At 63.9% G+C, this 12,841-nt stretch carries 14 protein-coding genes; 8 read left to right on the top strand and 6 right to left on the bottom strand.

Features of this window, described 5'->3' with window-relative positions; translation table 11 throughout:
* Position 1: 1 nt before the first annotated feature.
* Together IVB48_RS19460 and IVB48_RS19455 are read right to left on the bottom strand one after the other, a co-directional pair.
* Entirely contained in the window at positions 2-826 is an 825-nt protein-coding gene (locus IVB48_RS19460; protein ID WP_247401926.1) for an aspartate dehydrogenase, read from the bottom strand.
* A gap of 37 nt (positions 827-863) precedes the next feature.
* Positions 864-1,781, bottom strand: coding sequence for a LysR substrate-binding domain-containing protein (locus IVB48_RS19455; RefSeq protein WP_027570742.1), 918 nt, complete (start codon positions 1,779-1,781; stop codon positions 864-866).
* Positions 1,782-1,927: 146 nt separating this feature from the next.
* On the opposite strand from IVB48_RS19455, the gene IVB48_RS19450 reads away from it, so the two are divergent.
* From IVB48_RS19450 to IVB48_RS19430, 5 genes are all read left to right on the top strand, one after another.
* Positions 1,928-3,226 carry an MFS transporter gene (locus IVB48_RS19450; RefSeq protein WP_247401924.1) on the top strand — a complete coding sequence of 433 codons (1,299 nt, stop codon included), beginning with the start codon at positions 1,928-1,930 and terminating at the stop codon, positions 3,224-3,226.
* Positions 3,227-3,245: 19 nt separating this feature from the next.
* Entirely contained in the window at positions 3,246-4,319 is a 1,074-nt protein-coding gene (locus IVB48_RS19445) for a tartrate dehydrogenase (RefSeq protein WP_027570740.1), read from the top strand.
* Between the two features lie 235 nt (positions 4,320-4,554).
* Positions 4,555-5,010 (top strand): Hsp20 family protein, encoded by a 456-nt coding sequence (locus IVB48_RS19440; RefSeq protein WP_247401922.1) that lies wholly within the window; start codon positions 4,555-4,557, stop codon positions 5,008-5,010.
* Between the two features lie 115 nt (positions 5,011-5,125).
* Complete coding sequence (locus IVB48_RS19435; RefSeq protein WP_027570738.1) at positions 5,126-5,443, top strand: hypothetical protein; 318 nt, start codon at positions 5,126-5,128, stop codon at positions 5,441-5,443.
* A gap of 26 nt (positions 5,444-5,469) precedes the next feature.
* Positions 5,470-5,709 carry a hypothetical protein gene (locus IVB48_RS19430; RefSeq protein ID WP_247401920.1) on the top strand — a complete coding sequence of 80 codons (240 nt, stop codon included), beginning with the start codon at positions 5,470-5,472 and terminating at the stop codon, positions 5,707-5,709.
* Positions 5,710-6,050: 341 nt separating this feature from the next.
* On the opposite strand, the gene IVB48_RS19425 is transcribed toward IVB48_RS19430, so the two are convergent.
* Positions 6,051-6,983 carry a LysM peptidoglycan-binding domain-containing protein gene (locus IVB48_RS19425; protein ID WP_247401918.1) on the bottom strand — a complete coding sequence of 311 codons (933 nt, stop codon included), beginning with the start codon at positions 6,981-6,983 and terminating at the stop codon, positions 6,051-6,053.
* Positions 6,984-7,111: 128 nt separating this feature from the next.
* The gene (locus IVB48_RS19420; protein ID WP_247401915.1) at positions 7,112-7,729 is read right to left on the bottom strand and encodes an ABATE domain-containing protein; all 618 of its coding nucleotides are present in this window, start codon (positions 7,727-7,729) and stop codon (positions 7,112-7,114) included.
* A 127-nt stretch (positions 7,730-7,856) separates the two neighbouring features.
* Here IVB48_RS19420 and IVB48_RS19415 point away from each other — a divergent pair, with 127 nt between their 5' ends.
* Positions 7,857-8,708 (top strand): alpha/beta hydrolase, encoded by an 852-nt coding sequence (locus tag IVB48_RS19415; protein WP_247401911.1) that lies wholly within the window; start codon positions 7,857-7,859, stop codon positions 8,706-8,708.
* A gap of 54 nt (positions 8,709-8,762) precedes the next feature.
* On the opposite strand, the gene IVB48_RS19410 is transcribed toward IVB48_RS19415, so the two are convergent.
* Complete coding sequence (locus IVB48_RS19410; protein ID WP_247401908.1) at positions 8,763-9,356, bottom strand: MarR family winged helix-turn-helix transcriptional regulator; 594 nt, start codon at positions 9,354-9,356, stop codon at positions 8,763-8,765.
* On the opposite strand from IVB48_RS19410, the gene IVB48_RS19405 reads away from it, so the two are divergent.
* Positions 9,346-10,557, top strand: a complete 1,212-nt coding sequence (locus tag IVB48_RS19405) for an ABC transporter substrate-binding protein (protein ID WP_247401904.1) — start codon at positions 9,346-9,348, stop codon at positions 10,555-10,557. The genes IVB48_RS19410 and IVB48_RS19405 overlap by 11 nt on opposite strands.
* 16 nt (positions 10,558-10,573) lie before the next feature.
* Positions 10,574-11,752 (top strand): cytochrome P450, encoded by a 1,179-nt coding sequence (locus tag IVB48_RS19400; RefSeq protein WP_247401901.1) that lies wholly within the window; start codon positions 10,574-10,576, stop codon positions 11,750-11,752.
* Between the two features lie 75 nt (positions 11,753-11,827).
* Here the strand turns inward: IVB48_RS19400 and IVB48_RS19395 are convergent, their stop codons facing one another.
* Entirely contained in the window at positions 11,828-12,817 is a 990-nt protein-coding gene (locus tag IVB48_RS19395) for a putative zinc-binding metallopeptidase (RefSeq protein ID WP_247401899.1), read from the bottom strand.
* Between the last annotated feature and the right edge of the window lie 24 nt (positions 12,818-12,841).

The following is a 12,841-nucleotide window of genomic DNA, read 5'->3' as shown; positions in this document are numbered from 1 at the left end:
GTTATGTTCCAACACTGAGCGTGGCGCGCTGCTTGCGGAGCAGCGCGATCACGGACAGCGCCGTGATCAACCCGGTCTTGGGATTCTCGGACGGGACGTTCTCGATTGACATCGAGAAGCGCGCGGAATCCGCCTCGACCTCGATGCGGTGAACGTTGCGGGTCACGGTGGGGTCGGCCCAGATCTGCACCTGGGTGCGATCCGGCCCGACGCCCGCGAGCGACAGCGCGACCGCGACGTTGAGATTGGCCGGAAAGCCTTTCGCGGCCTCGCGCGCGGTGCCCTCGAACAGCTTCAGCGGCTCGCGCAGATTGTCGATATCGATGTTGTTCTGGACGATGAACGGCGCGCCCTTCAAGCCGTCGATCGGCTTGCGCGTGACCATCTTCACCGAATGAATGGTGCCGATCGCAGCCGCGTTGACGGCGTCGAGCCCGATCAGCGCGCCGGTCGGCACCAGGATGCGGCCGCCATTGGCGCGGGCGAGATCGACAAGATCGAAATTGTCGAGCAGCCCGCCGACGCTGACCACGACCGCGGCCCTGCCGCGTTTCACTGCGGGCTCGACGATCGCACGCAGTTGGCTGCTCGGCGCGCATTCGACGACGATGTCGGCGGCGTCGCCGAGCTGGTCGAGCGGCAATACGGATGGCGGACGACGCAGGCCGCCGAGCAATTTCTGATGCTTTGTGGGCTCGCGCACCGCCACGGCGGAGAGCGTCAATCCCTCGATGCCCTGATCGAGCGCGGTCGCGATCTTGGTGCCGATCGAGCCGAGCCCTGCAATGGCAACCCGCAATTCGTTCGAAGCTTGCCGTTCAGTCATCGCATTACCCCTCTCGCACAGCCGATGTCATAGCGCCTCAGGCGTCGCGCGCATAGCTGCGCAGACGCGTCTCGAGCACGGACAGCATCGCGTCGCGGGTCGGGTCACGCGAGCCGCGCAGCCATGCGGCAGCGAGCGGCAGCCGGCCGACGGGTCCGATCTGCTTTGGCCGCAGCGGCACGAAGCGCACGCCTGACACCGCCATCCGCGTGCTCCAGCGTGGCACGATCGCGACCCCGAGCCGGGTTGCGACGAGATTGATGATGGTCTGCTTCTCGTCGGCGACCTGCACGATGCGTGGCGTGAGGCCTGCCTGCTCGAACAGTCTTATCGTGAGGTCGTGGCTGTGCGGCCGCGAGCGGCGGTCCGGCACCAGCATCGCTTCGTCGGCGATCTCCACCAGCGTGATCGACTTGCGTTTGGCCAGCGCGTGGCGCTGCGGAAAGGCCACGATGGCTGTCTCCTGCAGCAGATCGCGGAATTCGAGCCGCTTGTCCCGCTGAGCCGGCGGACGCACGAAGGCGAGATCGAGCGCGCCGGTCAGGATCTTCGGCAGCAGCCGGACGGTCTTCTCCTCCAGAAGCTGCACCCCGACCTCCGGGTGCTTTGCGCGGAAGTCGCGGAGCAATGCCGGTAACAGCCCCGCCGCGGCACTGTCGATCGCGCCGACCCGGAGTTTTCGAGCTGCCCCCGCGCGCGAGCGATTGCGCAGATTGCTCTCGACCGCCTCGACGCGGGCAAGGATGGCACGGGCATCGCGCAGCAGCGTCGCGCCATCTTCCGTCAGCGACACCGCCCGCGTCGTCCGCGCGAACAGCCGCGTATCCAGATCATGCTCCAGCAGCTTGATCTGGCGGCCCAGTGCGGAGGGCAGCATCTGGAGATGCTGTGCCGCGCGGCCGAAATGCAACTGCTCGGCCGCGGCCACGAAGCATCGCAACTGATGCAATTCCATTCGCAGTCCTCTTGGCCTTCCCGGCGAGGATTATATCATTTTTTTGTATAAACCAGCGCCAATTGAGTCCCCCAGCCACTCCCGCCTAGCTTGGCTCCGAAGTGGACCTTCAGGGTCCGCCGTCACAACGGAATCAGGGAGGTGAGATGGCGACCGAGATTCAGACGCGCGTGCTGCGCAAGATCACATGGCGCATCGTTCCCTTCATCATGCTGCTCTACTTCGTGGCCTTCATCGACCGCGTCAATATCGGCTTCGCCTCGCTGACGATGAACAAGGACATCGGCCTGTCGCCGACCGTCTACGGCTTCGGCGCCGGCATCTTCTTCTGGGGCTACTTCCTGTTCGAGGTACCCTCCAACATCATCCTGCACAAGGTCGGCGCACGGATCTGGATCGCGCGGGTGATGATCACCTGGGGCATTGTGTCGGCCGCGATGGCCTTCGTGCAGGGCCCGACCAGCTTCTACGCGCTGCGCTTCCTGCTCGGCGCCGCCGAGGCCGGGTTCTTTCCCGGTATCATTCTCTACCTCTCCTACTGGTTCCCGGCACGCCAGCGTGCGGCCGTGACTGCGCTGTTCATGGCGGCGGCGCCGCTCTCGACCGTGCTGGGATCGCCCGTTTCGGGCGCGCTGCTGGAGATGGATGGAATGCTCGGCTTCAAGGGCTGGCAATGGCTGTTCGTGCTGGAGGCGCTGCCGGCGGTGCTGCTGGGGTTCGTGGTGCTGGCATTCCTCACAGACCGCCCGGAGAAAGCAAAATGGCTCGCGGATGACGAGCGGCGCTGGCTGGTCGAGACCATGAACGTAGAGACCACCAGCAAAGCAGCGACCGCGAAGCATAGCATCTGGCGAGGGCTCGCCGATCCGCGGGTGCTGGCGCTGGCACTGATCTATTTCGGCACCTCGGCCGGCCTCTACACGCTCGGCGTCTGGGCGCCGCAGATCATCAAGCAGTTCGGCTTGTCCTCGCTCCAGGTCGGATTCCTCAACGCGCTGCCGGCGAGCGCCGCCGTCGTCGCCATGGTGCTGTGGGCGCGCCATTCGGATCGCACCGGCGAGCGCACCTGGCACGTCGTTCTGGCCTGCCTGCTCGCGGCGGCGGGGCTCGCCTTTGCCGGACTTGCGACCGGCGTCGTGACCGTGCTGATCGCGCTGGCGCTCGTCAACATCGGCATCTCCTCGGCGAAGCCACCGCTGTGGAGCATGCCGACGTTATTCCTCTCCGGCCCCGCGGCCGCGGCGGGCATCGCCACCATCAACTCGATCGGCAACCTCGGCGGCTTCGTGGGGCCCGCCATGATCGGCTGGATCAAGGACCAGACCGGCAGCTTTGTCGGCGGGCTCTACTGCGTTGCAGGCCTGCTGGTTCTCTCCGCGGTCCTGACCCTGCTATTGTCGCGGGCGCAGACCGCCCGCGTCGAACCCGTCACGCAATCCCACTGACACCAAACGGAGCATCCTCATGCGTACCCATTCGATTGCAGCGATCCCCGCCGACGGCATCGGCCCCGAGGTCATCTCCGCCGGCGTTCGCGTGCTGGAGGCGCTGGCCAAACGCAGCGGCGACCTCGCCTTCAACATCAAGACGTTCGACTGGGGCTCGGACTATTACAAGAAGCACGGCGTCATGATGCCGGCCGACGGCCTCGACGAGTTGAAGAAGTTCGACGCGATCTATTTCGGCGCGGTCGGTGCGCCCGACGTGCCCGATCACATCACGCTGTGGGGGCTGCGGCTGCCGATCTGCCAGGGCTTTGACCAATACGCCAATGTGCGGCCGACCAAGATCTTGCCGGGCGTCGCCTCGCCGCTGCGCAATGTCGGCGTCGGCGACCTCGACTGGGTGATCGTGCGCGAGAATTCGGAGGGCGAGTATGCCGGCATGGGCGGCCGCGCCCACCGGGGTCTCCCGGAAGAGGTCGGCACCGAGGTCGCGGTGTTCACCCGCGTCGGCGTCACGCGGATCATGCGCTATGCTTTCGAGCTCGCGCGGTCGCGCCCACGCAAGTTCCTGACCGTTGTGACCAAGTCGAACGCGCAGCGCCATGGCATGGTGATGTGGGACGAGATCGCGGCCGAGGTCGCGGCCGAATTCCCTGATGTGACCTGGGACAAGATGCTGGTCGACGCCATGACGGTGCGCATGACGCTGCATCCGAAGAGCCTCGACACCATCGTCGCGACCAATTTGCACGCCGACATCCTCTCCGACCTCGCCGGCGCGCTGGCAGGAAGCCTCGGCGTCGCGCCGACCGGCAATATCGATCCGCAGCGCCGCTTTCCCTCGATGTTCGAGCCGATCCACGGCTCGGCCTTCGACATCACCGGCAAGGGCATCGCCAACCCGGTTGCGACATTCTGGACCGGCGCGCAGATGCTGGAGCATCTCGGCGAAAAAGACGCGGCGGTGCGGTTGATGGCGGCGGTGGAGAAAGTATGCGCAGCCGGCGTGCTGACACCGGATGTCGGTGGCACGGCGACGACGAAGGACGTGACTGATGCCGTGATCGAGGCGATCCAGGGATCGAACGTGTAATCCGAGATGCGTCTCCCTCCCCGCCCGTTCTTGTAGGGAGAGGGTTGGAGCGGGAGCCGCCAGGAGGATTCCAAAAAATTTTGGACCCCCTCTTGAAACCAAAACGGGCTTTTTTTATTTTTCCGCTGCCGCCGAGAGGTGGCGTTCCCGACGCCTGGTGGGTCGGGAAACTGAGACGGGCACCGGTCGTGTCCGGTGTCGTTCGTATCCATTTTGCTCCTTGGAGGATCTGGCTATGCGCACTTACGACTTCTCTCCGTTGTGGCGTTCGACCGTTGGCTTCGACCGCCTTTTCGACCTCGTTGAAACGGCACAGCGTGCCGGCGAGGACAACTATCCCCCCTACAACATTGAACGCCTCAGCGAGGATCGCTACCAGATTTCGCTTGCGATTGCGGGCTTCTCACCCAACGAAGTCACGGTGACGGCCGAGCAGAACGCGGTGACCGTCGAGGGAAACAAGCCGGACAGAACCGAACGCGAATATCTCTACCGGGGCATTTCCGCGCGGCCGTTCAAGCGGCAGTTTAACCTGGCCGATTATGTTCAGGTGCACAGCGCCTCGTTCGAGAACGGCCTGCTCAAGATCGAACTGGTCCGGGAAATCCCTGAAGCCATGAAGCCGCGGCGAATTGCCATCAATGCCGCGCCGTCCGGCAACGTGCATCAACTCGAAGGCAAAGCCGCCTGAATTCGGTCTGTCGGAGACCCGGTGATCCCGCCCGATGGTCGGGCGGGATCGGCCATGGCCTTCGACCGCGTACCGGATGCAAGTCAGAGGTTTAGAGAAAGGAGGAGGACCTCTCATGCTCGATCATGTCGACAACATCATCGATCTGAACGCGATATTGCACCCTGGCTCTGTCTATGATCATCCCCGCGACGTCATAGCCGACCCAACGCTGTCGATCGGCGAGAAGCGCGCGATCCTTGCGTCCTGGGCTTCGGACGCAGCCAGTGTCGCCTCGAGTCCGACATTGCGGGAGCTGCCCGGCTCGGGCAAAGCCGTCACCATCGACGAAATCCTGGAAGCGCTCGCGAGCCTCGACCACCATCCGAAGGGACCTCCGGGCGGCAAGCCGGTCCGCACGCGATCCGTCGAGCGAACCGGCCTCGCAGCCTAGGCAACGACAGCTCAACGGGGATTGCGATGATGGTCGATGAAGAGCTAGCCCTATTGCGCGGCCACCGCAGCAACATCAGCCGCTATCAGCGGTTGCTCAAGACCGAGCTGACCGAGTTCGAACGGCGGTTCATCGAGCGACGCGTGTCCGAGGAGCGCTCGGCGATCGAGAAGGTCGCCGTCTCCGCCTTTCTGCTCACCTTTCAGGCTCCGAACCGGGCGATGGGGAACGCAGCCACGCGCCTGACGGCGAGCAGCCACGGGTAATCGACATGCCCGAACAGCTCCCGACATTCGAAGTGTTCCTGAAGAAATGCGGTCGAAGGACATGGCGGTGGCGTGTCTGCACGACGGAAGGACGCCTGGTCATGCACGGCTGCGAAAACGGCCGACCCGCCGCCAAATATGCGGCTGAAAGGACGTTGTTTCTGATGCTTCTCGCCGCGCCCTATCGCCCGGCGGGCCGGGCTTCCGCCACGGCTCGCTCCTCCTTGGCGACACCCGCCTCTAGATGGCTGCCACGGCACAAGATGCGTGAATGACAGGTGCCGCGGGGATGGTGCCTGGCATCAGCCAAGCCCATCTCCGCCATCTCCGTTGCTGACCGCTTACCGCCGTGCGGGCGGCGGGGTCGCCATGGCGGCTGTCGGCTCCGGCGGCGTCAGGTGGCGCGGAACGATGATGGACTGGCCGGGGGTGAGGGTTGCGTTCTCCGGCAGCGAATTGCTCTGCGCCAGCGACCACAGCGGCACGCGATTGGCTGCCGCGATGCTCTCCATGGTGTCGCCGCGGCGTACCGGGAGCCGCACGCCACTGTCCCACAATTCGACCAGCGTATTCGCCGGCACGAGATAGCGCAGCGGCACGGCATCGACCTGCCTCTGGGGCGGGATGCGCGGCAACTGCGTGACCATGTCGACGATCTGACGGTGGATGTCGTCGGACTTCTCGATGTTGATGTGGCTGACCCGCGCGTTCTCCTTCAGGTCATAGCTCGCATAGTGACCGCGATAACCCGGCACCGCGACCACGTTGCCGCCGCCAAGCACGCTGTCGGAGAGGTAGATGTTGATGAAGCGCTCGACATTGAGCGGCACGTCGCCGGTCGCATGCGCGGGATCGATGGTGATGACGAGGCTGATCGGGATGTTCTCCTTGGCCGCCATCTCTGAGATGACGATCGAGCAAAGCCCGCCCATCGAATGCCCGATCAGCACGATCGGCGCCGGCGTTTCCTTGTAGCTCGAGATGGCGCGGTCACCGATCCATCGGCAGATGGTGAATTCATAGACGTTGGCGGAAAAGCCGGCCTGCGTCAGCTTCTCTTCGAGCCGGTCCATGCCGGTGGAGAAGAACGGCCCCATGGCGCCACGGAACAGGTAGATTTTCGGCGGCGGCAATGGCTCGAACGGTGGGGGCGGCGGCGCGGCCGGTGCGGCCGCGGCGGGCTTCGTCTTGGCAGGTGAGGCAACGGCCGACCCGGTGCTGAAGGCGAGCAGCGCAACGGCTGCCAGCGCGAGGAGTCGCCTCAAATCGATCATCAGTCCAGCAGTCCCACTCCGGGAGGCTGCAGCCTCCCCCAAAGGCGCTTAGTGACGGTCGATTGGGTGGAATTTGGGGCACGGAACCGGGGCTCGATCCACGCTCATTCCAGCATCTCGACACCCAATCACTGCATGCTCTTGAGCCTGCTGCGGTGGGCGGCCTGTTTCGCGCGGTTGCCGCAGACCGCCATGATGCACCATCGCCGCGCGCGCCGGCGCGTGTGGTCGGCGAACAGCATGGTGCAGTTATGCCCCTCGCACGCCTTGACGTTCGAAAAATCCTCGTCGCAGACGAACTTCGCCATGGCTTCGCCAACCGGCAGCAATAGCGCTTCCGGCGATCGCCAGCGCCGCTTGATTCGCAATGCCAGAGCGCCGCCATCGTGAGGCCCGGGCTCGATCCGGCTGAAGGCTTCGTCGCGCTCCAGCAGGCTGTTCAATGGACCGAGCTCGCGCAAGGCATCTGTCGTGAGCGGCCGGCCCGCATGCTTGCGCACGAACCCCCTGAACCATTCGCGCAAGGCGCGCGCCTGATCCGCGACCTTGTCCAGCTCGTCCGGCGTGGCACGTGCTGTCAGCGCGTGGAGATCATCCGCCGGCACCAGCTTCGCTTGCGCCAGCCAGTCGATCAGGCCATCGCCGTCGTCGATCCAGTCCACGGGCGAATCGACCGGCGTCGCCACCGAGTTGAGAAAGTCGAGGCCGAGTGAGTCGGCGATGAACATGGCGGGCGGGCGGTCCATGAGCGGTCCTCGGACGGTCGGGAGAACATGAACATAGATAACCAGTTAAAACGTCATTGACAAGTTACGGGGCCTGACAGTAACCTCTTAAAAAGCTTTTATAAGGTTACCTCCAATGGAGAATGTCATGGCCTCAATCACGTACCGCAGCGCGGATGTCGACGGATTCAAGGTGGCCTATCGCGAGGCCGGCGTTGCCGGAGCGCCAAAAATCCTGCTGCTGCACGGCTTCCCCAGCGCAGGCCACATGTTTCGTGACCTCATTCCGCTGCTTGCGGACAGGTTTCATATTGTGGCGCCCGACCTTCCCGGCTTCGGCCAGTCCGACATGCCTTCGCGCGAAAGCTTCCGTTACACGTTCGATAACGTCGCACGCGTGATCGAACGCTTCACCGAAGTGATCGGTTTCGACCGGTTCGCGGTCTACGTCTTCGACTACGGCGCGCCGACTGGTTTCCGGCTTGCGCTCAGCCACCCCGAGCGGATCACGGCGATCATCTCGCAGAACGGCAACGCCTATGAGGATGGCCTCAGCGACAACTGGACTCCGCTCAAGACCTATTGGCAGGATCCCTCGCCGGCCAATCGCGAGGCGCTCCGCGCGCTCCTCACGCCGGAAGCCACGCGCTGGCAGTACACGCACGGTGTCCCCGATCCGACGACCGTGTCACCGGACGGCCAGAACCTCGACAATTTCTACCTTGCGCGCCCGGGCTCGGATGACGTGCAGCTCGACCTGTTCGGCGACTACAAGAGCAACGTCGCGCTTTATCCCGTCTTCCAGGAGTATTTCCGCACGCACCAGCCGCCGTTCCTCGCGGTCTGGGGCAAGAACGATCCGTTCTTCATTCCGCCCGGCGCCGAAGCGTTCAAACGCGACAATCCGAACGCCGTGGTGCAGTTCTTTGACACCGGCCATTTCGCGCTGGAGACGCACGCGAAGGAGATCGCGGACAGCATTCGCGCGTTCTTGACCTAGCAGGAGCAACGGCTATGGCCCTTGTCGGGCGGCACGCCCGCCGATGCGGGCCACCTAGAGCGGCAGGATCCGATTTAATAGTTCGAGCAGGGTGCGCTGCTCGGCTTCGCTGAGCGGCACGAGCATCTTCTTGTTGTACGGCTCCGTCAGGCTCGTCGCCTCATGGATGAGCTTGGCGCCCTTTGGCGTCAGCACGAGCTCGACGGCGCGGCGATCCGCCTTGGAGCGGTTGCGCTTGATGAAGCCCGACGACTCCAGCTCATTCAGGATCTTGATCAGATTGGGCAGGCGCAGCCGCAGCAGGCTTGCGAGGCTGCTTGGCGGAACGCCGGGATTGTCGCGAATGACGACGAAGATCGCATAGGTCGCGGGGGTCACGCCCAATGCGGCGAACGCTTCGTAGAAGCCCTCGAAGAATCTCAGCTGTGCGAGCCGAAGCATGAAGCCCGGCGTGCGCTGGAGCGCCTGCAAATTCAACGATTTCTCCGGCTGCTGGCCGGACTTCCCTGCGGGTTTCACGAACTCATGATCCTCGAACCGCGGCGGCCCAAGAATCCGCCGAATTGACTCTCCCGAAAATAGATATAAAATATAACTATTATTTAGCGGCACCAAGACCGCCCACGGGAGGGAGACAATGAACAGCAAATTTCTGCATAAATTGTGCATTTCGGCCTTGATGCTGGCTGCGGCGGGGCCGGCCCTCGCTCAGGACGTGATGAGGATCGGCATCCTGAACGACCAGTCGGGGCCGTTCGCGAGCTATCAAGGCATAGGCTCCGTCGTCGCCGCCAAGATGGCGGTGGAGGATTTTGGCGGAAAGGCCGGCGGCAAGCCGGTCGAGGTCGTCGCCGCGGACCACCAGAACAAGACGGACATCGGGATCGGCATCGCGCGGCGCTGGTACGAGAACGACGGCGTCGACGCGATCTTCGACATTCCGAACTCGTCGATCGCGCTCGCCGTCGCCGGCATGAGCGCCGAGAAGAACAAGGTCTTCGTCGGATCGGGCGCCGGTACGGTGCTGCTGACCGGCGAAAAATGCACGCCAAACACCGTGCACTGGACCTACGACACCTATGCCTACGGGCGCGGCCTCGGCAAGGCGATCGTCCAGCAGGGTGGCAAGAAATGGTTCTTCATCACCGCTGACTACGCCTTCGGTCACGATCTGGAAAAACAGGCGGCGGAGGCCGTCAAGGCGTCCGGCGGCGAGGTGCTCGGCAGCGTCCGGCATCCGTTGGGAACGGCCGACTACGCCTCTTTCCTGCTCCAGGCCCAGGCGTCGGGCGCGAACGTCGTCGGCTTCGCCAATGCCGGTGACGACACCATCACGTCGATGAAGCAGGCCGCCGAGTTCGGTCTGACCAAGGACCATAAGCTGGTTGGGTTGATCCTTGGCATGAACGGCCTCCCCGCGCTCGGGTTGAAGTTTGCGCAAGGCGCGCAGATCATGAACCCGTTCTACTGGGATCTGAACGACGGCACGCGGGCTTTCGCCAAGCGGTTCGCCGAACGCATTCCGTCGAAAGCCTATCCGAACGACATGCAGGCCGGCGTCTACGCCTCGGTGATTCATTACCTCAAAGCGGTCGACAAGGTCGGCAGTGCCAAGGACGGCAAGGCGGTGGTGGCGGCGATGAAGGAGATGCCGACCGACGATCCGCTGTTCGGCAAGGGTTACATCCGCAAGGACGGCCGCAAGATCCACCCGCTCTATCTGCTCCAGGTCAAGGCGCCGGAAGAGTCGACATCGACTTGGGACCTGCTGAAGGTGGTCGCCACGATCAAGGGTGAGGACGCGTTCCGCCCCGAGAGCGAAGGCCAGTGTCCGCTAACCAGGCAATAGTGGACGGGAGCTGACCATGAACGGCATTGCATCCAGTCCGGCCGACCCGTTTGCGCCAGATTTCCTGATGGACCCCTATCCCGCCTATGAGGCGTTGCGCGCGCTCGGTCCCGCGTTCGCGTTGGAGCGCTACGGCGTGTGGGCCATGGCAGGCTATGCCGAAGTCGAGCCGGCCCTGAAGGACTGGAAGACGTTCATCAGCGGCGAGGGTGTCGGGCTGCACGGGATGAACCCGGCCCTGCCAAAGCCGCTGACGCTCCAGATCGATCCTCCCGACCACGACAAGGGCCGCCGCGTGCTCGGCCGCACCCTGTCCCCGGGTGTCGCGCGGCGACTGCGCGAGACGTTTCAGAAGGAAGCGGAGAAGAAGGTTTCGGAGCTGATCGACAAGGGCACGTTCGATGCCGTCACCGATCTCGCCGAGGCCTACCCGATGAAGGTGTTTCCGGATGCGATTGGCATCCGGCCGGACGGCCGCGACAGGCTGCTGGCCTGGAGCACGTTCGTGTTCGACAGCTTTGGCCCGGAGAACGAAACGTTGGCGGCGTCACGACAAGCCGGCCTCGCGGCGCAGAGCTGGATCATGGAATGCTGTGCGCGAGATGCGTTGCAACCGGACGGGCTCGGCATGATGATCTACCAGGCGGCTGACGACGGCGAGATCAGCGAGCATGAAGCAACCCATCTGGTGCGACCGTTCCTCACCGCCGGGATCGACACCACCGTCAACGGTATCGGCAATACGCTGCTCGCGCTCGCCGCTCACCCGGATGAATATCGCAAGCTGCACCACAAGCCGGAGCTGGCGCGCAATGCCTTCGAGGAAGGGCTGCGTTATGATTCACCGGTACAGACGTTCTTCCGCACCACCTCGCGCGATGTCGAGATCGGCGGCGGCGTGATCCCCGCACACCGCAAGGTCCTGCTGTTCATGGCCTCCGCCAACCGCGATCCCGCGCGCTGGGACCGAGCCGACCGTTTCGACGTCGAACGGCTCGCGACCGGGCATGTCGGTTTCGGCGCCGGCATCCACGCCTGCGTCGGCCAGATGATCGCACGCCTGGAAGGCGAATTGATCTTCGGCGAGCTCGCAAGGCGCGTGAAGACCATCGAGCTCACGGCAGAGCCGAGGCGCAGGCTCAACAATTCCCTGCGTGGGCTGAAGAGCATGCCCGTGCGGGTGACGGCTGCCTAGAGCATGATTGGTTCTGATCGAATCAGAACCGAAGCCCTAGATTCTTGCTTCAAACGGGGCTGTCCGCCGCGACCTTTACGCCGCCAAACTCTGCTGATCGCGGAATGCGCTGATCGCCATGTGGACGAGATGCAGCTTGCCCTTGACCGCCGGCGATATGTCGAACGGATATGCGTCGCTCATCCCGAGCGAGCGGTTGAGTTCGTTGATGCTGCGGGCAAGCGGCATCCACAGGGCCAGGAGTGCCTCGAAGTCGCTCTCGAGATAGGGATCCGTCAGGGTCTGACGGGCGCGCTCGTCCAGCGACAACGGCAAACCTGCCAGCGAGTCGAGCGTCGCCACGATATGCAGGAAATGCGCGAACGTTTCCGCCCAATCCTCCCAGGGGTGGGACGTGGCGTACTCGCTGATGAAGCCGCTTCGGTCGTATGAACGATCGGCGCGGCTGTAATAGGTGTTGATCGCGGCCTGATAGTCCTGCGCCTGGTCACCGAAGATCAGCTTGAACGGGGCCTGGAACGTCGTGCCGTCAACGAGCAGGTCCCAATAGAAGTGACCGATCTCGTGCCGGAAATGCCCGAGCAGCGTGCGATACGGCTCCCGGAACGCCACGCGGCGAGCTTCTCGCTCGACATCATCGGCCTCCGCAAGGTTGAGCGTGATCAGACCCGAGAGATGCCCCGTCAGGATCGGACTGACCTCGTCCGAGAGAATGTCGAACGCCAATGGTGCGCCGGTGCGCGATGCAAGCGGAAGCCTGAGGCGACTGAGATCATAGAGAAGACGGCGCTTGGCTTCCTCCATCCGGCGCCACAGCATGATGTTTCTGGTGCTGCCGAGATTCGGAATCGTGCGCGTGAGGCGGCACGAGTCGCAATACCAGTCGGCGCCCTCGACACACCAGTTGCAACCGATGATCTCCCGGTTACGGCAAGATTGATGGGATGCAAGTTTCGTCATCTCGATGCGCGAGGAATCGAACGCCAGCTCGGTGCTGCAATTCGCGCACGCGACGTGCTCGAACGAGACAGGATGGCGGCATGACGGGCACTGATAAATCTTCACGTGGACTGGCCCCAGACAGACGGC

Source organism: Bradyrhizobium sp. 76, assembly GCF_023073025.1.
GTDB lineage: Bacteria > Pseudomonadota > Alphaproteobacteria > Rhizobiales > Xanthobacteraceae > Bradyrhizobium.
The sequence above is the reverse complement of the archived record's forward strand: the minus strand, read 5'-3'. Positions and strand labels throughout refer to the sequence as shown.

What these genes read in the sequence shown, in the direction of transcription:
- IVB48_RS19455 (WP_027570742.1), bottom strand. Translation starts at nt 1,781, where the DNA reads ATGGAATTGCATCAGTTGCGATGCTTCGTGGCCGCGGCCGAGCAGTTG.
- IVB48_RS19445 (WP_027570740.1), top strand. Translation starts at nt 3,246, where the DNA reads ATGCGTACCCATTCGATTGCAGCGATCCCCGCCGACGGCATCGGCCCC.
- IVB48_RS19400 (WP_247401901.1), top strand. Translation starts at nt 10,574, where the DNA reads ATGAACGGCATTGCATCCAGTCCGGCCGACCCGTTTGCGCCAGATTTC.
- IVB48_RS19430 (WP_247401920.1), top strand. Translation starts at nt 5,470, where the DNA reads ATGATGGTCGATGAAGAGCTAGCCCTATTGCGCGGCCACCGCAGCAAC.
- IVB48_RS19435 (WP_027570738.1), top strand. Translation starts at nt 5,126, where the DNA reads ATGCTCGATCATGTCGACAACATCATCGATCTGAACGCGATATTGCAC.
- IVB48_RS19450 (WP_247401924.1), top strand. Translation starts at nt 1,928, where the DNA reads ATGGCGACCGAGATTCAGACGCGCGTGCTGCGCAAGATCACATGGCGC.
- IVB48_RS19460 (WP_247401926.1), bottom strand. Translation starts at nt 826, where the DNA reads ATGACTGAACGGCAAGCTTCGAACGAATTGCGGGTTGCCATTGCAGGG.
- IVB48_RS19415 (WP_247401911.1), top strand. Translation starts at nt 7,857, where the DNA reads ATGGCCTCAATCACGTACCGCAGCGCGGATGTCGACGGATTCAAGGTG.
- IVB48_RS19405 (WP_247401904.1), top strand. Translation starts at nt 9,346, where the DNA reads ATGAACAGCAAATTTCTGCATAAATTGTGCATTTCGGCCTTGATGCTG.
- IVB48_RS19425 (WP_247401918.1), bottom strand. Translation starts at nt 6,983, where the DNA reads ATGATCGATTTGAGGCGACTCCTCGCGCTGGCAGCCGTTGCGCTGCTC.
- IVB48_RS19420 (WP_247401915.1), bottom strand. Translation starts at nt 7,729, where the DNA reads ATGGACCGCCCGCCCGCCATGTTCATCGCCGACTCACTCGGCCTCGAC.
- IVB48_RS19440 (WP_247401922.1), top strand. Translation starts at nt 4,555, where the DNA reads ATGCGCACTTACGACTTCTCTCCGTTGTGGCGTTCGACCGTTGGCTTC.